The sequence below is a fragment of the Nonomuraea antimicrobica genome, assembly GCF_039536965.1.
Lineage (GTDB): Bacteria > Actinomycetota > Actinomycetes > Streptosporangiales > Streptosporangiaceae > Nonomuraea > Nonomuraea antimicrobica.
Genome location: NZ_BAAAZP010000228.1, coordinates 1 through 20,007, shown reverse-complemented (window position 1 = coordinate 20,007; position 20,007 = coordinate 1). Strand labels below are relative to the sequence as shown.

Sequence of the window (20,007 nt, the reverse complement as noted above, 5' to 3'; positions counted from 1 at the left end):
CGAGGGCGGGCGCCCGGTGCCCGGCCCGGCGGACGCGCCGGTCGTGCTGGTCGCGGTGCCCGCGGACATCGAGGCGCTGCGCCGCGCCGATCCGGGGGCGGGCAAGGCGTGGCGGCACGCCGTACGCGAGGTGTTGGGTGGTCTTATGGCGCAGGGCCGCGAGGTCACCGGGTTCTGCGGGAAGTCGTCCTACGTAGTGGAGAGAATGTGAAGATCACTGGAGTGGAGCTGCGCCGGATCGCGATGCCGCTGGTGGCGCCGTTCCGTACCTCCTTCGGCACCGAGACCTCCCGTGACGTGCTGCTGGTGAGGGTGGTGACGCCCGACGCGGAGGGCTGGGGCGAGTGCGTGGCCATGTCCGAGCCGCTCTACTCCTCCGAGTACGTCGACGGCGCCGCCGAGGTGATCCGGCGCTTCCTGCTGCCCGCGCTGCCCAGGACCCTCGACGTCCACGACGTCGGCCGCGCGCTCGAGCCGGTCAAGGGCCACCGCATGGCCAAGGCGGCGCTGGAGACGGCGGTGCTGGACGCGCAGCTCCGCACGGCGGGCGAGTCGTTCGGCCGGTTCCTCGGCGCGGCTGCGACGCGGGTGCCGTGCGGGGTGTCGGTCGGCATCATGGACTCGGTGCCGCAGCTCCTGGACGCGGTGGCGGGCTACCTGGAGGAGGGCTACGTCCGCGTCAAGCTGAAGATCGAGCCCGGCTGGGACGTCGAGCCGGTGCGGGCGGTGCGCGAGCGGTTCGGCGACGACGTGCTGCTCCAGGTGGACGCGAACGCCGCCTACTCGCTGGCCGACGCCCGCCGCCTGGCCCGGCTCGACGCGTTCGACCTGCTGCTGATCGAGCAGCCGCTGGCCAACGACGACCTCGTCCAGCACGCCAGGCTGGCCGGGCTGCTCAGAACGCCGATCTGCCTCGACGAGTCGATCGAGTCGGCCGAGCACGCCGCCGCCGCGATCGCGCTGGGCTCGTGCTCGATCGTCAACATCAAGCCGGGCCGCGTCGGCGGCTACCTGGAGGCGCGGCGCATCCACGACCTGTGCCGGGCCAACGGGGTCGCGGTGTGGTGCGGCGGCATGCTGGAGACGGGCCTCGGCCGGGCGGCCAACGTGGCGCTCGCCGCCCTGCCCGGCTTCACTCTGCCCGGCGACACCTCCGGCTCGCGCCGCTATTACGCCACCGACGTGACCGAGCCGTTCGAGCTGGTGGACGGGCATCTGGAGGTGCCGTCGGGGCCGGGGCTGGGGGTCGAGCCGATCGCGTCGGTGCTGGAGGAGGTCACGACCGCCACGGAGTGGATCACTCTCTGAGCGTCTTGGGGATCGCCCGGCCGCCGAGGTGCACGTACGGGGAGCCGTCGGCCAGCTCGTAGAACCTCAGGGGCAGCCAGTTGGGGGCGCCGCCCAGCCTGCAGACGAACGTGGTCTCGTTCACCGGGAACAGGCGGCACTCCTCCGGCTGGGTCTTCAGGTCGGCCAGCGCTCCCGTGGTCTCGTACCGCAGCCACGGCTCGCCGTCCCTGAGCGACACCGTGATGCGGGCCCCGGTGTGCTCGTAGACCCCGGCGTGGCGGGCGACGTCGACCTCGGGCGGCGTCTCGGGCGGTGACGGCAGCGGCGGGACGGTGAGCCCGTCGAGCTCGGCGAGCAGCTCGGTCGCCACGGCGCGGGTGAAGGCGCCGGAGAAACCGCCGTTGGCGGTGACGCAGACGACGGTGCCGGTGCCGGGCACGGCCCAGAGCATGGCGTGCTGGCCGACGGTGTTTCCGCCGTGCGACAGGACCCGCTGCCCGCCCCACGTGTCGAGGATCCAGCCGAGGCCCCACTGGGCGCCCAGCCCGTGCGGGTTGGGCACGTCCACCTGCGGCTCCCACATCGCGCGGGGATCCGACAGCAGGCCGCCCTCCAGGTGGGCGCGGGCGAAGGCGACGACGTCGGCGGGACGGGCGCAGATCAGGCCGGCCGGTCCCACCGAGCGCATGAGGCCCCACTGCGGCGCGGGCGCGCCGCCCACGTGGCCCATCGCGGCGCGCAGGCGCAGCACGTCCTCGGGCAGCGTCCAGGTGTGGGTGAGACCGAGGGGCTCGACGATCTCCTCGCGGAGCACGTCGTCCCAGCGCTTGCCGGACAGCACCTCCAGCACGCGGCCCGCGACGACGAAGCCGGAGTTGCAGTAGGAGTGGGTGGCGCCCAGGGGATGGTTCTGGACCAGGTCGGCGCACGCCGCGACGTATCTCTCCACGCAGTCGTCGCCGCGGCCGGTGTCGAGGAACAGGTCGCCGTCGATGCCGCTGGTGTGCGACAGGAGGTGGCGGATCGTGACGCGCTCGGTGACCTCGGGGTCGGCCACCTTGAACCCCGGCAGCACCTCGGCCACCGGGGTGTCCGTCGTCAGCCTGCCGCGCTCGATCTGCAGCATGAGCAGGGTCGCCGTCCAGACCTTGGTGATCGAGCCGATCTGGTAGAGCGCGTCGGGGGTGGCCGCGACGCCGGTGGCGGTGTTGAGCGTGCCCGCGGCGTACTCGTGCAGCTCTCCCTGGTGCAGGTACGCCAGCGCCGAGCCCGGCACGTCGTACTCGGCGATCAGCTCGGTCAACCGCTGACCCATTCCTTCGGCCACGTGGGGGTCCTCTCGTCGTCACGGTGTGGATCGTCCGGGGTGAGACGGCTCGTACCCGCGCCGCGGGCCGCGCTCACCCGATCCGCCTTGCGCTGAGGACGAAATCCGGCCCGCCGCCCGCCGGGGGGCCGATCGGTACGTCGCCACGTCTCCGAGGACAATGGCCGGAAGCACTTTCCCCCGACCAGGCGGCCCGGACCCCAGGGCCCCCGCGAGAATGGATGGACAGCCATGGCACACAAGCCGGTACGGCAGGTCGCCGTGTTCGGTGCCGGGTACATCGGTCTGGTGACCGGCGCCTGCCTGGCCGAGCTCGGTCACCGCGTGGTGGTCCGTGACATCGACCCGGCGAAGGTCGCCCTCCTGCGCTCCGGCGACGTGCCCATCTACGAGCCCGGCCTGGGCGACCTGATCGCCAGGAACAAGGAGCGGCTGACCTTCACCACCGACCTGGACGAGACCCTCCACGGCGCCGAGCTGGCGTACGTGTGCGTGGACACCCCGCCGTCGTCGTCCGGCGACGCGGACCTGTCACGGGTCTGGTCGGTCGTGCGGTCGCTGGAGGGCGCCGCGCACCTGCGGGCGGTGGCCATGAAGTCCACCGTGCCGGTGGGCACCGGCACCCGGGTGCGGGCCGCGCTCGACGCGGGCGGCCTGGCCCACGTCGGCTACGCCGCCAACCCCGAGTTCACCGCGGAGGGCACGGCGGTGCACGACTTCCTGCACCCCGACCGCATCGTCATCGGCGCGTCCGACGAGGCCACCGCCGCCCTGATCTCGGAGCTGCACGAGGGCGTGGACGGCCCGGTCGTGGTCATGGACGTACGCTCCGCCGAGATGGTCAAGCTCGCCTCGAACGCCCTGCTCGCCACGAAGATCAGCTTCATCAACGAGATCGCCACCCTCTGCGAGAAGACCGGCGCGGACGTCGAGGAGGTCGCCCGCGCCGTCGGCCTCGACCACCGCCTCGGCCCCCACTTCCTGCGGCCCGGCGTCGGCTGGGGCGGCTCCTGCTTCCCGAAGGACTCCGAGGCGCTGCGGCAGCTCGCCAGCAACACCGGCTACCACCTGCAGCTCCTGTCGGCCGTGATCGAGGTCAACAACCTGCAGAAGCGCCGGGCAGTCCAGAAGCTCAAGGACGAGCTGGGCACCCTCACGGGCATGCGGGTGGCGCTGCTCGGCCTGACGTTCAAGCCGGGCACCGACGACATGCGCGAGGCCACCAGCACGGTGCTGGCCTCGCGGCTGCTGGCGGAGGGCGCGGAGGTGCGCTGCTGGGACCCGATGGCCCGGCCGGCCGAGGTCGAGCCGTGGGTCTCGACGACCCGCCACGCCACGCCGGAGCTGGCCCTGGAGGGTGCCGACGCGGCGATCCTGGTCACCGAGTGGCCGCAGCTCAAGGACGTCGACTGGGCGGGGGCGGCGGCGGTGATGCGGCGGCCCGTGCTCTTCGACGGCCGCAACCTGCTGGACCCGGCGGGCATGCGGGCCCTGGGCTACACGTACATGGGCGTCGGCCGCCCCTGACCCGCCCCGCCCCCTGACCGTGCTCTCACCATGCGGTTCGCCGGGCGGAATATTCCGTTGCGGTCCGGTGCTGAGCACCTCACTATGTTCCTCATGTTCCCGTACGCACGCCACGCGACGCCCGCACCCGCGGGCGCTTCCGGGCTTGCCTGCGACGGCCTGGAGCGCTGACCTCTTCCCGTTAGTCCCGAGGTGACCCGGCGGGGGGAGGTCGACGGCCCACCACGGGTCACACGTTTTCTCCAGGTTCGAGGGAAGGGCATCATGGCCAAGCAGGCCTACGTACGCAACAAGCCGCATCTCAACATCGGCACGATGGGCCACGTCGACCACGGCAAGACCACGCTGACCGCCGCCATCACGAAGGTGCTGGCCGCGCGCGGGCAGGCCACGTACACGCCGTTCGAGCGGATCGACCGGACCCCGGAGGAGGCCTCCAGGGGCATCACGATCAACATCTCGCACGTCGAGTACGAGACCGCCACCCGGCACTACGCGCACGTGGACATGCCGGGGCACGCCGACTACGTGAAGAACATGATCACGGGGGCGGCGCAGCTCGACGGCGCGATCCTCGTCGTGTCCGCGCACGACGGGATCATGCCGCAGACCAGGGAGCACGTGCTGCTCGCCAAGCGGGTCGGCGTCGAGCACCTGGTCGTGGCCGTCAACAAGGCCGACGGCGCCGACCCGGAGCTGACCGACCTGGTGGAGCTGGAGCTGCAGGAGCTGCTCGCCGAGCACGGCTACCACGGCGTCCCGATGATCCGGGTGTCCGGGCTGCGGGCGCTGGAGGGCGACCCGGTCTGGACGGCGTCGGTCGAGGCGCTGCTCCAGGCGGTGGACGAGCACATCCCCGTACCCGTGCGGTACGTGGACGCGCCGTTCCTCATGCCGGTCGAGAACGTGCTGACAGTCACCGGCCGCGGCACGGTCGTGACCGGCGCCATCGAGCGCGGCACGGTCCGCGTCGGCGACACGGTCGAGGTGGTCGGGTTCGGCGACGGGTTCACCGCCGTCGTGACGGGCGTGGAGACGTTCGGCAAGACGATGGAGCGGGGCGAGGCCGGTGACAACGCCGCCGTACTGCTGCGCGGGGTGCGCCGCGACCAGGTACGGCGGGGGATGGTGCTGGCCGCGCCCGGCAGCCAGCGGGCGTCGGCGTCGTTCACCGCCCGGGTCTACCTGCTCACCCCGGAGGAGGGCGGGCGGCGCAGGCCCATCGCGTCCGGGTACCGGCCGCAGTTCTACCTGCGGACCACGGACGTGCCTGGTGAGCTGGTCCTGCCCGGCGAGCTGGAGGCCCTGCCGGGTGACACGGTGGAGGTGACGGTCGCGCTGGGCAAGGCGGTCGCCGTCGAGCCGGGGCTCGGCTTCGCCATCCGCGAGGGCGGCCTCACGGTCGGCGCGGGCACGGTCCTCACCGTGCCCGCCTGACCGGGCCCGCCCGACCCAGCCCGAACAGGCCGGGTCAGAAACAGGGCGCGTCCGAACAGGGCGCGTCCGAACAGGGCCGGGGCCCGCATCTCGCGGGGCCCGGCCCTCTGGGCAGGGGGCGTGCGCGGTACCCGGTCACCCGCTTCGCGACCGCGAGGCGGGTGACCCTGCACGCGCCGCCACCCCGCGAGGGGTCACGCGCGGTCGAAGCGGAGCCTGAGCGTCGCGCGCCGCGCCAGCAGGTCGTACGCGGGCAGCGTCCCAGGACCGCAACTGGCCGTGCCGATGCCCTGGTGGGCGAGGTCGAGGTGGAGGTGCAGCCGATCCCCCGGCACCAGGTCGGGCCGGTGGCGGGCGGCGGCCAGCTCGCCGGTGCTCCACCGCCGGGCCGTCAGCCCGAACGTGGGCTCGCCCGACACCCTGATCCCGCCCAGCTCGGCCCACCGCACCTCCGCCCGGTGCCCGTTCTCCTGCGGATAGACGTACGGCGTCTGCATCTGCTCCACCGTGGCCGACCACCGGCCCACCCGGGCGGCCAGGCCCGTGTCCGGGTACGCCTCCCCCGGCCCCAGCCCGAACCACGTCACCTCATCCACCGCGGCGCCCGGCAGCGACATCGTCACCCCGAGCCGCGGGATCGGGTCGCGCCATTCGCCGTCCGGCTCGATGTCCAGCACCAGCCGCAGCCCGCCGTCGAACGTCCACCGGTACGTCGCCACCATCCCGAGATCGGTGGCGGCCGGTGCGACCCGGGCCCGCACGGTCAGCCCGTCGTCGAGGGTGACCTCGTCCACCCGGTGGGTGAGGCGGTGCAGGCCGAGCGCGCGCCACCGGCCGTCGAGGCCGCCGTAGCGGTCGTTGTCGGTCGGCGCCCGCCACAGGTCGAGCCTGGGCCCCTCCACAGGCACGCCGAACAGCCGCACGAGCCACCCGGTGACCGCGTCGAACGCGCATCCGCCGACCGTCAGCTCACCACCAGCCAGCTCACCACCAGCCGGCTCGCCGGCAACCAGCTCGGCACCCCCCAGCTCACCGGCAGTCAGCTCACCCGCCGCCGGTCCGCCGCCGCCGCAGGCGAACGGCACCGTGACGTCGCGGTCCCTGGGCAGGGCGTGGGTCAGCAACGCCTGTCCCCACGCCACCTCGTGCCCGGCCGCCGCCCACGGCTGGTCGGCGGCCAGCTCGGCGCGCACGGTCAGCCAGCGCTCGCCGCCCCGCCCGCCGTCCAGGTCGGGCAGCTTGCACTCGCCGCCGGCCGTGGGCACGTCGAGGCGGTGCTCGGCGACCGTCTCGCCCTCCACCTGCACGATCGCGACGAAGCGCAGGTGGGACAGGTCGGTGAAGTCGTAGCCGTTGACCACCTGGACGACCCCGTCGCCGAACTCGAACCCGACCGGCTCGAACACCTTCTTCAGGTCGATCAGGCCGGGCGACGGCGTACGGTCGGGGAAGAGGAGCCCGTCGACGACGAAGTTCGAGTCGTGCACCGGCTCGCCGTAGTCGCCGCCGTAGGCGTACTTGTGCTCGGGGTGCGCCAGCCCGTGATCGATCCACTCCCAGACGAAGCCGCCGGCCAGGCGCGGGTAGCGCTCGAACAGCTCCTGGTACTCGGCCAGCCCGCCGGGCCCGTTGCCCATGGCGTGGGCGTACTCGCACAACAGGAACGGCATGCGCCGCCGCCGCGCGTCGAGCCCGGGGTCGTCGAGCGGCTCCTCCTCGCGCCGGCCGATGGCCTCGACCTCGGCGTGGGGGGCGTACATGAGGGAGTAGACGTCGGTGTGCGCGCACGAGCGGTCGCCCTCGTAGTGCAGCGGCCTGGACGGGTCGCGCTCGCGGGCCCAGTCGGCCATGACTGCCAGGTTGCGGCCGACGCCGGCCTCGTTGCCCAGCGACCAGATGATGATGCTGGGGTGGTTCTTGTCGCGTTCGACCGTGCGGCGCATGCGGTCGAGCAGCGCGTCGGCGTAGCGGGGGTCGTCGGTGGGGTTGCCGCGCCAGGCGACCTGGCCGAAGCCGTGGGTCTCCAGGTCGCACTCGTCGATCACCCACAGGCCCAGCTCGTCGCACAGGTCCAGGAAGTCGGGGTGCGGCGGGTAGTGGCTGGTCCTGACGGCGTTGACGTTGTGCCGCTTCATCAGCAGCACGTCCTCGCGCATGCTCTCGTACGTGACCGCGCGGCCCCGCTCCGGGTGGAACTCGTGCCGGTTGACGCCCTTGAGCAGCAGCGGGCGGCCGTTGGCCAGCAGCACGCCGTCCTCGATGGAGATCGTGCGGAAGCCGACGCGCAGCCGCAGCGTCTCCTCCTGGCAGGTCACCACGGCGTCGTACAGGCGCGGGGTCTCCGCCGTCCACGGCTCCACGTCGGCCGTGACCTCCGTGCCCGGCTCCAGGGCGTCGATGCCCAGCTCGGGGACGCTCAGCGTGCCGGGGCCCGCGGCGTTCAGCTCGAAGCTGAGCGTGCCGCGGCCGTCGTGGTAGGAGGCGCGGACGAAGACGTCGGCGGTGGAGCGGGTGAGCGTGACGTCGCGGAAGATGCCGGGCAGCCACCACATGTCCTGGTCCTCCAGGTACGTGGCCGCCGACCACTGGTGCACCCGTGCGGCCAGCACGTTGCGGCCGGGGCGCAGGTGAGGGCCGGCGTCGTACTCGACGGGCAACCGGCTGCCCGTGGAGAAGCCCAGCTCGTGGCCGTTGAGCCAGACCCGGGCGAACGATTCGGCGCCCTCGAACCGCAGCCGCCCGCCCGTCCACCCCTCGGGCAGGTCGAAGACGCGGCGGTAGTCGCCCGTCGGGTTGTCGTCGGGGACGTGGGGCGGGTCGACCGGGATGGGATAGGAGACGTTGGTGTAGGCGGGGGCGCCGTGGCCGTGCAGGTTCCAGTGGGAGGGAACGGGCAGGCCGGCCCAGCCGGAGTCGTCGTAGCCGGGGCGGGCGAAGTCGTCGGGGACGTTCGCGGTGGGCGAGAGGCGGAAGCGCCACGTCCCGTTGAGGTCGAGTGCGGGGGCGTCGGAGCGGAGTGCGGCCCGAGGTTCGAGCCTGCCCGAACCAGGGGTGAATGTTTCGAGATCCATCTCGATCGAGCCTAGAGGGTCGAGGCCGTTCGTGACAGTTTCGCCGGTGGTGCTGCTCATCGTCCGGCTCCCAGTTTGTAGATCCGGCGGGCGTTCTCGGCGCCCACCATGACCGCGACCCGCTCGGCCTGCGCGGGGGACCACTCCCCCTCGGCCACGAACGTCCCCAGCACCCGCGCCATCGCCCGCCGCCACAGCAGCGCCCCCAGGTGGTGCAGCTCGGCCGGCCCCCACGCGTCGGAGGAGTAGAGCAGCTTCGCGAACGGCGCCACCTCCAGGCTCTCGGCCACCACGGCCGTGCTCCGCGCCCCCGTGTGGTTGATCGCCAGCCCCACGTCGAAGAACACGTTCGGGTACGCCTGCGCCAGGAACCCCGCCTGCCGCTGGTACGGATAGCAGTGCAGCAACAGCAGCGGCACCCCGGTCGGCGCGGCCCGCTCGATCAGCCCGCGCAGCAGCAGCGGGTCGGCCCGCCGCAGGTCCACGTCGGGATCGCCGAACCCGATGTGGAACTGCAGGGGCAGCCCCCGCTCCAGCCCGGCCCAGAGGAGGTGCCGCACGAGCACGGGGTCGGTCAGCCGCCCGCCTCCGCCGGCCAGCCATCGCCCGGCTGCCTCGGTGACCTCGGCGGGCGCGGGCGGGGCGGGGTCGAAGTCGAGCCCGCACCGGTAGGCGGCGACGGTCTTGAGCCCGCGGGCCGTACGGGTGCGCTCCCACAGCGCCTCCGCGAACCGCGCCGCGAACGAGCCCGCCCCGCACCCGGCGGCGGCCACCTGCTCGGCGACGCTCTCCAGCCGGACGACCTCGTCCGCGGGCACCCCGGTGACCTCGGCCATCCCGGACGGCCCGAGCAGCTCCTCGCCCCGGTAGCCGGTCTCCACGAGGAAGTGCCCGACGCCGCTCGCGCCGAGCAGCAGCCGGTTGACCTCGTCGACGCCGAGCCTGGCGCGCCGGGCGAGGTACTCCTCGGGGGCGCAGAAGGGTTCGAGCCCGAGCACGGGCGCGCAGTGGCGCAGGATGGCGAAGCCGAGCTGGGAGTCGAACTGGGTCATCCAGTCGGGCACCGGCCGGTCGGACTCGGTGATCATCTCCTCGAACGCCGTTCGCGACAGGTCGTGCGCGCAGGCCCCGTGGACGTGGTGGTCCACCAGCGGCAGCTCCTCCAGGACGCGGGCGAGCCCGGCGGGCACGAGATCGAGCTCTACGGACATGGGCGCTCCTCCTCCTTCGGCTCCGCGGGCGCCGGGCGCTGCCACGATCTCGTACCCGGCCCCTGCCCGCGACCTGCCCGGACGAACGCGCGAGGGCCCCGCGGGACGGCGTCCGTCCCACGGGGCCCGAGGTGCGGCACGATCAGCCACAGTCAGCCACAGTCAGGCGCAGTCAGGCACAGTCAGGCGCGGTGAAGCGCGGTCACGCGGCGGCCCTGGCGGTCGTCGCGACCTCCGCCTGCCTGGTGACCCCGTTGACCGTGACGGCCACGGTCACGCGTCCCGCGCGCAGCGCCGTCAGCGTGCCGGTCGTGGGGTCGAGCACGGCCACGTGCCACGGCTTGGCCGTCTTGCGCGTCCCGACGTGCAGGTTCGGCGAGCCGGACCAGGTGGCCGAGACCGGGTAGGCGACCGGCACGGTCCGGCCGGCCTGCTGGATCGCGGCCGTCACCGTGCCGGGCGAGCCGGCGGCGACCGTGGCGGGGGCGGTGAGCGTCAGCTCGTCCACGTGCGGGCGCACCTGCGCGCCGATCCAGTCGGGCGCGTCGGTGAACCAGCTCCGCTTGACCTGCTCGGCCTCGGCCCGCGTCACCGGGTCCACGCCCCACAGCGACCACCCGGTGAACCCGCCGTCGTCGGGGGCGGTGGCGGGGTTCTTGCCGGAGTTGCCGTTGATGAAGTACGGCACCGCGTCCACGCGCTCGGCGTGGAACGTCCCCACGTGCGCCCCGATGAACGCGGCGCCCTTGCCGGTGTCGCGCTGGAAGTCGGCCAGCCAGCCCTCCACGAGCGCGGCCTCCTTGCGGTCGCCGAGCTGGCTGCCCTTGCCGGGCGTCGGGTCGCGCGGCGGCACGTGGAACAGGACGGCGACCGACCCGACCGAGCCGTCCTTGGCCGCCTTGTCCAGCTCGGAGCGGAACATGGCCATCTGGTCGTAGCCGCCGCCCCTGAGGTTCAGGCGGGAGGTGTCCAGCGTGACGAAGCGGGTGCCCTTGTGGTCGAAGGTCCCGTACGTGTCGCCGAAGACGGCCTTGAAGTTGTCGATCTTGCCGCCCATGACCTCGTGGTTGCCCGGGACGTAGTGGTACTCCACCGTCCCGCCGAGCTCCTCGTCGAGGATCTTCTTGGCCAGCGCGAAGTCCTCCGGCGACGCCTCGTCCACCAGGTCACCGTTGATCACCAGGAAGTCGGGCTTGGCCGCCTTGATCTCGCGCAGCGTCCGGCGCGCGTTCTTGACCAGGTCGCTGTCCGGGTTCCTGGCCACGAACTGGGCGTCCGACATGACCGCGAAGCGCCACGGCTTCTTCGACACGTCGTTCTTGACCACGGGGTCGGCCGTCTCGGGCGCGGCCGGGGCCTCGACCGACGGCGGCACCTTGGCGACCAGGCCGTCGATGAGGATCTGGTTGGTGTACTTCACGTCGGCCTTGGTCTCGGCCACGTAGAAGCGCCGCAGCTTGAGCGGGTAGTTGACGCCGGGAGGCACCGCGAACTCGACGTAGCGCCAGCCGGTCCACGTCATGTACGGCCCGCGCAGGATCTGCGACTGGCCGAGCGCGTCGTAGAACTCCAGGCTCGGCCACTCCCCCTTGCCGGTGGAGTTGATCCAGAGCCCGAACGCCTGCGGCTGCCCGTCGACCACGATCTGCTGGGGCGGGCTGGCGTAGGCGGCGCGGGTGGCGGTGGAGGTGGTGAAGTCGTAGGAGAGCTTGAGCCCGCCTCCGCTCTGGCCCGGCGCGGCCGACAGCGAGCCGGTGGCGCGGGCGGCGGCGAACGTCCACTTGGCCGCGTCCTCGAAGTCGGCGACCGGCTTGTCCTCGAACCCGACCGTCACCGGCACGGCAGTGGTGATCTTGCCGACCTTGGCGGTGATCAGCCCGGAGCCGGTGGCCCGCTTGGCCTTGACGGTGAAGTAGCCCTGCTCGGCCGGGGTGACCTCGAACAGGTCCCGGTCGTAGTCGAGCGTGAGGTCACCGGGCTCGATGGGCGCGGAGTTGCCGTTGCGGTCGTAGCCGACGACGCCGAAGGTGGCCGTCCCGTCCTGGCCGGCCATCCCCAGCCGGTCGGCGGTGGCGCCGAGCCGCTCCAGGGGCTGCAGCACGGTCAGCTCGATGGCGCCCTTGGCGTTGCCGCGCGAGGCGGTGACCGTGGTCTGGCCGGGGATCAGGGCGTGGAACTTCCCATCGCGCACGACGCCGTGCACGGCCGGGTTGGCCCGCCACGACGGGGTGCCGGCGGCGGGGCCGTACGTCTCGTCGTAGCCGGCGGCGGTGAGCCGCCTGGTGAGGCCGGGGAAGACGCGGTCGGGGCGGCCGCCGGCGACGGGCCCGACGCCGGGCGCCTTGGCCGGGTCGCTCGCGGTCTCCAGCCAGAAGCCCTTGAGCCGGCCGCTGCCCTCGGGCGCGTAGAGCGCCAGGCCGTTGGGGACGTGGCGCTCGCCGCCGTCGGAGGGGTTGTTCTCCACCTGGACGTCGGCGGAGCCGGGCTCGCGGGCCAGCATGGTGGAGGAGCCGCCGCCGTCGAGGTTGAGCGCGTTGGCCGCGCCGAGGTCGACCATCATGGCGGCCAGCTCGTTCAGCGTGACGCCACGGCTGTCGGCCTGGCGACCGTCCACGGTGAGCAGGTACATCTTCCTGCCGTCCGCCGAGAAGCCGACGGCGGTGCGCGGGTGGGCGGCGGCGTCGGTGGAGTTCTGCACGACGCCGTCCTTGACCAGCACCCAGTTGCCGCCCACGGCGGCCTTGACCGAGCTGCCGTCGGAGGGCTTCGGCTGGTACTTGACGTCGACCTTGTCGCCGGGCTTCAGCGCCGACAGGGCGGCGGCCCCGGCGTCGCGGCCCAGCAGGATCGTGGTGCCTGCGGGGATGGGGCCGGTGCCGGCGGACGTGCGTACCTCGGTGACCACGCCGTCCACCAGGACGGCCTCGGCGACGGAGGCGGCGCCCTCGACGGCGCGGGCCCGGTTGTAGGAGCCCCATAGCGGCGTGAACAGGCCGACGCCGTCGCGCTGGACGATCTGGTTGAACTGGGTGAGCTTGACCGGCGAGCCGCCGGCCGGGGTGGCGCTGCCCTCGAAGTACATCTTGAGCACGCGCCCGACGCCGTCTCCGGTGACCGCGACCGCGTTCTCGTGCCCGGAGACGGGCGACTGGATCAGCTTGCCGTCCTGCACGCCGATGCCCTGGGCGGCGCCGGAGTTGTTGATGTCGAAGAAGTCGCCGTTCACGGCCGCGACGGCGCGCGAGCGCTTGGCGGGCCCGGACAGCGGCTCGGTCTTGGACACCTCGCCGGAGAAGACGTAATCGGCGCTCGGGCCGGAGCCGCCGAGGTCGGCGGTGACGGCGTCGGCGCGCAGCCAGCCGAGCGCGTCGTAGGTGTCGAACGAGGTGAGCGAGATGCCCGGGGCGACCGGCCGGGTCTTCTTGGCCGTCTCCAGCCGGGGCTGCCCCGCCGTGGACAGGGCGGGGGTCTGCGCCAGCAGCGTGGAGGGCGCCGAATAGGACGACGCCTCGGGGGCGTCCTCTGCGGGAGCTGTGGGATCGGCCTGCGCGGGCGCGCCGAAGGCCATCGGGCCTAAGACGATCGCGGCGGCGGCCAGGAATCGGAGGGTCTGCACGACCGCACTCAATCGCTCGTGGATATAACTTTCAAGGCTTAGGAGTGAACTAAAAGAAAACTTCAGATCTTGCACGCCCATGACCTCGGCTTACACGGAGGCTGACAGAATCGGCCGTCGCCCGTGAGACTCCACCGCGGCCCGCTCGCGGGGCGAGCGGGCCTCGGGGCTCAGGCGGCGCGTTTGACGGTGACGAGCCGGTCCAGCGCCTCCTCGTAGGACGGTTCGAGCCAGTAGTCGGAGTGGCGCTGCGGCTCGGGCAGCGGCTCGCCGGGGCCGGGCGGCTTCGGGTCCCACAGGAACCGGTCCACCGCGTCCAGGGAGGACCCGCCGGGCTCGGCGGACGCGAGGGGATCGACGCGCCCGAAGACGGGCCCGCCGATGGGGTCGCTCAGCCGGTAGAGGTTGCACCAGCTCACGGCGTCGCGTACGGCCGACAGCCCCGGCCCGCCGAAGTAGGCGGGGAAGTAGTGGGCGTACAGGCGGCGCAGCGGCGAGCCGTGCGTGAGCAGGCCGACGCGCCCGCGCAGGCCGGGGTCGAGCTGCAGCACGAGGGCGGCGGCGATGACGCTGCCCTGACTGTGCCCCGACACCACGACCTGGTCGTCCTCGCCCGCGGCGAGCCGGCCGACCCGGGCCGTCAGCTCGGGGACGACCCGCTCGGTGTAGCAGGGCGGCGCGAGCGGGTGGATGGCCCGGGGCCAGAAGGTGGAGACGTCCCACAGGATCCCGATCGTCCTGCGCAGCCCGCGGTCGGTGTACGTACGGCGGCCGAGCAGCACCAGCCCCGACAGGGCCGCCACCATCACCCAGCTCCCGGCCGTGGCCGACAGCCCGGCGATCCCGCCCTCGGGCGTGGACAGCCGCAGCAGGTGGACCACCGCCACGGCGCCGGACCCGGTCACGCCGATCCAGGTGAGCACGCCCAGCACGAGCCCGGCGCGATCGGTGAGCGAGGCCAGCGCCCACGCCCCGGCGACCACCTGGGCGTCGTCGCGCTCCCCGTAGTACGCCTTCAGCCCCGGCGCCAGCCGCGCCGCCTCCGCCCGGCGGATCAGGAGCAGCACCCCGGCCACGGCCAGGAGCCCCAGCGCCAGCAGCGGCACCAGGGCCGCGGACCACCAGATCATGTCGTCGAGGAGCAGCGTGCGCTCCGGCGCGCGCGGACCGGCGGCGCTGCCGGGATCGCCGAAGAAGTCCGCGGTCCAGAACAGCAGGCCGAGCGCCAGCACGTTCGCGGCGGCCACGGCCAGCATGAGCGTGACCCAGGCGGCCAGCCCGCCCAGCGCGGGCCGCTCGCCCGGCCCGTCGCGGCTGTCCAGGCGGGCCAGCGCCCCGATGGCGACGAGGAGGAAGAGCCCGAGCGCGACGGTGAGCCCGTAGTGGAGCGCTCCGATGCCGACGCCGGGCAGCCGCCACAGGACGCTGCCGCCCGCGCCGGACGGCAGCCCGGCCAGCGCCGCCGCGATCGTGACCAGGAACACCAGCGGGGCCGCCACCCGCAGCGCCCGGCACGCGTACGTGAGCCGGGCGGGCACCTGTCGCCCGGAGTGCGGGTCGAGCCGCCTGGCCGTCCACGGCAGCGTGACCAGCACCGCGGCGGCGAGCAGCACGGCCGCGTTGGCCAGGGTCAGCGCGAGCCCGCGCGGCGTACCGGCGAACGGCGCCGACACGGCCACCCCGATCGAGGCGATCGAGAAGGACACGTGCACGACCCGCAGCCGCCACACCGGCGCGCCGCCGTGCCACAGACGCGGCCTGGCCAGCAGCGCCCCGCCACGGGTGCCCTCCGCAGGCGGCACAGGGGGCGGCACGGGAGGCGCGGGCGGCACGGTGCTCTCGTCGCGCCGCCAGGTGCGCCGCCCGAGCCACCACAGCAGGACGACGAGCACCAGGGGGACCATCGCCGTGACCGCCAGCCGCCTGGACGGCTCCTGCCCCCACAGCGTCGCCAGCCAGCGCACCCAGCCGGGGGCGGCGCCGGAGTCGCAGGCGTGGCCGGCCGCGGTGCACTGCCAGCCGATCAGGTCGACGGCGGCCCGGGTGACGGCACCGACGAGCGTGCCGGTGAGCAGCAGGGCGAACAGCCGCTGCGCCGCCTCGGTCACGCGCCGCAGCCGCCTGCCCCTGGCGGGCCTGGGGAGCATGAAGTACGACAGGTTGGCCAGCGAGAACGGCAGCAGGAGCAGCCACAGCGCGACCGCCCGGCCGCCGGAGGTGAGGTTGCCCCACGCGTACGCCTCTCGATGGCGGACGCCCGGCACGTCGGGGTGGTCGCCGGTGGGCTGACCGCCCTCCCACCAGCGCCGGTAGAACCCGGTGGTGCCGTCGCCCGCCACGAGCCGGGGGTGGGGGTGGTTCAGGATGCCGGCCGGGGGTGTGCCGGAGACGCCGTGGACGCGTAGCTCGGTCACTCCTCCCCGGGTCTCGTCGAGGAATCCGTCCATGCGACCAGGATCCTGCGCCGACCCCGGTCGCGTACAGTGACTGATCGGTTACTTATGGGGTTCACGCCTTGGTGGCGCCCGCGGTGAGCCCGGTGATCAGGTGCCGCTGCACGAGGAGGAACACCGCTCCGGCCGGGAGGGCGATGAGCACGGCGGAGGCCGTCATCAGGCCCCAGTCGGACCAGTGCTGGCCGACGAACTGCTGCAGCCCGACGCCGAGCGTGCGCCTGTCCTCCTGCGACATGAACACGGTGGCGTAGCCGACCTCGCCCCAGGCCGTCATGAAGCAGTAGAACGCCGTGACCGCGATGCCGGGACGCGCCAGCGGCAGCACCACGCGCCAGAACACGCCGAACGGGGTCAGCCCGTCGACCATGCCGGCCTGGTCGATCTCGATCGGCACCGTGTCGAAGTAGCTCTTCATCATCCAGGCGCTGAACGGCACCGCGATCGTCATGTACGCGATCACCAGCCCGGGGATCTGGTTGAGCAGCCCCAGCCCGGCCATCAGGTTGTACAGCGGCACGATCAGGATGGCCACCGGGAACATCTGGGTGACCAGCAGCAGCCACATCACCGAGCGATGGCCGGGGAAGCGGAAGCGGCTGACCGCGTAGCCGGTGGTGGCGGCCAGGAACACGCCCAGGACCATGGTGAGCCCGGCCGTCAGCACGCTGTTGAGCAGCCAGCGCGGGAACTCGGTGGCGGTCAGGACGCGGACGTAGTTGTCCAGCGAGGAGTCGTCGAAGAGCCGCAACTCGGCCGACAGCCAACTGTCGCGCGGCTTGAGCGAGGTCAGCACCAGCCAGACGACCGGGAACAGGGAGACGGCGACGGCCAGCAGCAGGCCGGTGTGCAGGCCGATCGAGGCCAGCGGGCCCCGCTCGCCCCGCCGCCGGACGCGGGGGCTCTTCGGCGGGCTCACGGGTCCGCTCACCAGGGGTCTCCTTGACTGCGCAGGGTACGGCGGTAGCCGACGGCCAGCACGACCAGCATGGCCAGGATGAGCACGCCCCAGGCCGCCGACCCGGAGTAGTCGCGGACGCCGGTGAACGCCTTGCGGAAGGCGTACGTGACCAGGATCTCCGTCTCGCTGCCCGGCCCGCCGCGGGTGACCAGGAAGATGATCGGGAACATGTTGAACGTCCAGATCGTGCCCAGCAGCACCACCGTGCTCGACACCCGGCGCAGGCCGGGCAGCGTGATGGCCCTGAACCGCTGCCAGGGGCCGGCGCCGTCCACCTCGGCCGCCTCGTACAGCTCGGCCGGGATCGACTGGAGGCCGCCCAGCAGCGCCACCATCATGAACGGCACCCCGATCCACACGTTGACCGCGATCACCGCGAGCTTCGCCGTGACCGGGTCGTCCAGCCAGCCCACCCCGCTCAGGCCGGCCAGTTCGAGGAAGCCGTTGATCACGCCGTAGTCGCTGTTGTAGAGGTAGCGCCAGATGAAGGCGGCCACGAACGCGGGCACCGCCCACGGCAGGATCAGCAGCACGCGGTAGAGCGAGCGCAGGCGCAGGCGGCGGTTGAGCATCACGGCCAGGCCCAGGCCGATGCCGTAGTGGAGGACGACGCAGGCGGCCGTCCAGACCACGGTCCACAGGAGCTTGTCCCAGAACAGGGCGCTGGTCAGGATCTGCAGGTAGTTGTCCAGGCCGATGAACTCATAGGTGGCCGGGATGACGTTGACGCCGATGGTGCGGCCGATGTTGGCCTCGGTCGCGTCGGTCAGCGACAGGTAGACGCCGCGCGCCAGCGGCCAGCCGATCAGCACGAGCATCACGACGAGCACCGGCGCGACCATCGCCCAGGCGTACCAGTGGGTGGCCAGCGCACGCCGCAGGCGTCCTGGCGTGCCGGGGCGCCCGCCGGCGGCGGACCCGCCCGCGGCCGGCGCCCGTCCGGTGGACACCGCCACCGGTCAGCTCCAGTCCTTCATGATGCCGCGGTACTGCTCGTCGACCTGCTTGAGCATGTCCGCGGGCGCGGACTCGCCGCCGACGAGCGCCTCGTAGCCCTCCAGCAGCGGCTGGAAGAGCTGCCCGCCCTCGGGGATCCAGGGGCGGGGCACCGCGGTGTCCATGATCGGCTTGAACACGGCGACGTCCGCGTTGCCCTGCACGCCGGGATCGGTGTAGGCGGAGGTGCGGGTGGGCAGGAGGCTGATCTCCTTCGCGATCTTCGCCTGGGCCTCGCGAGTGGTCATGAACCGGACGAACTCGTACGCGGCCGGGATGTTCTTCGAGCCCGCGTAGATGGCCAGGTTCCAGCCGCCGGTGGGCGCCCCGGCCTTGACGGACCCGGCCGGGACCGGCGCGATGCCCAGGTTCGTCTTGTCCTGGAACTCCTTGCCCTGGTAGATCTCCGACAGCGCCCACGGCCCGTTGTAGATCATCGCCGCCTTGCCCTCCTTGAGGGCGGTCATGGCGTTGGCGTAGCTCTCGGTCGTGGCCGGCTTGGGGGCGGCGCCCGAGCTGATCAGGTCGGTGACGGTCTCCATCGCCTGCACGTTCGCCGGGGAGTTGACCACGATCTTCTTGTTGGCGACGTCGAGCAGGTCGCCGCCCTCGCCGTACATGAAGGGCAGCAGGAAGTAGGAGTCGACGTTCAGCGCCAGCCCGGCCGCGCCGGTCTTGGCCTTGACGTCGAGCGCGGTCTGCTTCAGCTCGGCGACCGTCTTCGGGGGCTCGTCGTGGCCGGCCTCCTTCAGCAGGCGCTTGTTGTAGAGCAGCGCGAGGGTGTCGGTGACCTGCGGCACGGCGTACGTCTTGTCGTTGAACCTCGTGCTGCTCGCCGGGCCGGCCAGGAAGTCGCCGGGGTTGTCCACCGCCCTGGAGCCGTCCAGCGGTTGCAGGTAGCCCAACGAGGCGAACTGCGCGGTCCAGGCGACCTCGGAGCGGATCACGTCGGGCGCTCCGGTGCCGGCCTGCGCCGCGGTCTGGAACTGGCCCTGCGCCTGGTCGGAGGGCACGTTCACATATTTGACCTTGACCTGCGGATACTTGGCCTCGAACTCCTTGATCAACGCCTGGAACGTCGGCCCCTCGCTCTCGGGGCGCGTCGTGTCCCACCACGTCAGCTCGCCGCTCACCTGCGACGGGTCGGAGACCGACGCCGCCGGGGCGGCCCCCTGCCCACCGCCGCCGCCACAGGCGGAGACCACCAGAGCCAGTGCCGCAACGGCCGCCGCGGACGGTAACTGTCGTCGCATGTTTCTTCTCTCTCACAACTCGTCGGAGGTCGGAGTAAGCGGAGGGTACGCCGCCGTGACGGGCGCGGGTAGATGGGTACGCAAGGTTTCTGCAAGTTGTTACATTGATCGAACCTCGTCGCGGGCGAGGCCCGGAGCGCCGACGGGGACGGGCTTTCCGCAGGTCATCGGCCGTTCGGCGGGCGGCGGACACCTGTGCTGGAACGCGGCACCGTCCCGCGGGCACGGGCGCGTCCGTCAAGAAGCGGGGCGGCATTTCAGAAATTTCCAGAAAGCATGGCAAAGATCGAACGACGCACATCCCCCGCGCTCGGCCCGAACGACGCGCACCACCCCCACGCTCGGCGCGAAGGACGCGCATCAGCCCCGCGCTCGAAGGGAACGACGACGCTGGGGCACGCACGTGCGGGGCGGCGCCGCCGAGGGGGCGAGGCAGCCTGAGTCACATCAGCCACGACGGCGACGACGAGGACCGGCCCACCGGCCTCGGCGGTTCCAGGGCGCACTGGATCGACCGCGACACGGTGGCCTGGCGGATCGATCCGTCGGGCCGCCACTTCCTGGCCTTCACCGGCGAGGGCGGCATCACCTGCACCGACGGCGACCTGACCGGCCACCCGCGGCTCATCCGGCTCGTCCCCGGCACGCTGGGCGAGGCCCAGCGGCGCAGGTGGCCGCACCTGGCCGGACACGCCGCGTTCAAGGTGAACCCGTGCGACTCCTGCCTCGTCCGGCAGGCGCTGCGCGGCCAGGTCGCGGCCGTGCGCCGGGACCCCGCGGGCGTCCTGCGGGCCGCGACCGGCGTGCAGCTCCCCGGGGTGCTCGACGACCTCTACGCCCCGGCCGCCACCGCCGCGCTCGGCCC

At 72.8% G+C, this 20,007-nt stretch carries 11 protein-coding genes and 2 pseudogenes; 5 read left to right on the top strand and 8 right to left on the bottom strand.

The genetic code is table 11. From position 1 onward, the window contains the following. Positions 1 to 211: pseudogene (locus tag ABD844_RS48585) on the top strand (GNAT family N-acetyltransferase); the annotation flags it as partial. Then, the gene (gene menC, locus ABD844_RS48580) at positions 208 to 1,308 is read left to right on the top strand and encodes an o-succinylbenzoate synthase (protein ID WP_344895443.1); all 1,101 of its coding nucleotides are present in this window, start codon (positions 208 to 210) and stop codon (positions 1,306 to 1,308) included. The pseudogene ABD844_RS48585 and the gene menC, both read left to right, overlap by 4 nt. Here the strand turns inward: menC and ABD844_RS48575 are convergent. Beyond that, a complete protein-coding gene (locus tag ABD844_RS48575) occupies positions 1,298 to 2,617 on the bottom strand; it encodes a serine hydrolase domain-containing protein (RefSeq protein ID WP_344895440.1) in 1,320 nt (439 codons plus the stop codon). The genes menC and ABD844_RS48575 overlap by 11 nt on opposite strands. 231 nt (positions 2,618 to 2,848) lie before the next feature. On the opposite strand from ABD844_RS48575, the gene ABD844_RS48570 reads away from it, so the two are divergent. Then, the gene (locus ABD844_RS48570) at positions 2,849 to 4,144 is read left to right on the top strand and encodes a UDP-glucose dehydrogenase family protein (RefSeq protein ID WP_344895438.1); all 1,296 of its coding nucleotides are present in this window, start codon (positions 2,849 to 2,851) and stop codon (positions 4,142 to 4,144) included. Between the two features lie 264 nt (positions 4,145 to 4,408). Continuing rightward, entirely contained in the window at positions 4,409 to 5,581 is a 1,173-nt protein-coding gene (gene tuf / locus ABD844_RS48565; RefSeq protein WP_344895436.1) for an elongation factor Tu, read from the top strand. Positions 5,582 to 5,775: 194 nt separating this feature from the next. Here the strand turns inward: tuf and ABD844_RS48560 are convergent, their stop codons facing one another. From ABD844_RS48560 to ABD844_RS48530, 7 genes are all read right to left on the bottom strand, one after another. Continuing rightward, complete coding sequence (locus ABD844_RS48560) at positions 5,776 to 8,652, bottom strand: glycoside hydrolase family 2 TIM barrel-domain containing protein (protein ID WP_425568785.1); 2,877 nt, start codon at positions 8,650 to 8,652, stop codon at positions 5,776 to 5,778. A 56-nt stretch (positions 8,653 to 8,708) separates the two neighbouring features. Continuing rightward, on the bottom strand, positions 8,709 to 9,863 hold the full coding sequence (locus ABD844_RS48555; RefSeq protein ID WP_344895432.1) for an amidohydrolase family protein: 1,155 nt from the start codon (positions 9,861 to 9,863) through the stop codon (positions 8,709 to 8,711). A gap of 202 nt (positions 9,864 to 10,065) precedes the next feature. Beyond that, positions 10,066 to 13,479 (bottom strand): phosphodiester glycosidase family protein, encoded by a 3,414-nt coding sequence (locus ABD844_RS48550; RefSeq protein ID WP_344895430.1) that lies wholly within the window; start codon positions 13,477 to 13,479, stop codon positions 10,066 to 10,068. 170 nt (positions 13,480 to 13,649) lie between these two features. After that, positions 13,650 to 15,926: a hypothetical protein gene (locus ABD844_RS48545; protein ID WP_344895428.1), complete on the bottom strand. Its 2,277-nt coding sequence runs from the start codon at positions 15,924 to 15,926 to the stop codon at positions 13,650 to 13,652. 61 nt (positions 15,927 to 15,987) lie between these two features. After that, positions 15,988 to 16,863, bottom strand: coding sequence for a sugar ABC transporter permease (locus ABD844_RS48540; RefSeq protein ID WP_344895426.1), 876 nt, complete (start codon positions 16,861 to 16,863; stop codon positions 15,988 to 15,990). Further along, the gene (locus ABD844_RS48535) at positions 16,860 to 17,849 is read right to left on the bottom strand and encodes a carbohydrate ABC transporter permease (RefSeq protein WP_344895424.1); all 990 of its coding nucleotides are present in this window, start codon (positions 17,847 to 17,849) and stop codon (positions 16,860 to 16,862) included. Before ABD844_RS48535 ends, ABD844_RS48540 begins: the two co-directional genes overlap by 4 nt. Before the next feature lie 3 nt (positions 17,850 to 17,852). Further along, positions 17,853 to 19,142 carry an extracellular solute-binding protein gene (locus tag ABD844_RS48530; protein WP_344895421.1) on the bottom strand — a complete coding sequence of 430 codons (1,290 nt, stop codon included), beginning with the start codon at positions 19,140 to 19,142 and terminating at the stop codon, positions 17,853 to 17,855. Between the two features lie 524 nt (positions 19,143 to 19,666). On the opposite strand from ABD844_RS48530, the pseudogene ABD844_RS48525 reads away from it, so the two are divergent. After that, positions 19,667 to 20,007 (top strand): annotated as a pseudogene (locus ABD844_RS48525) (pullulanase-type alpha-1,6-glucosidase); the annotation flags it as partial.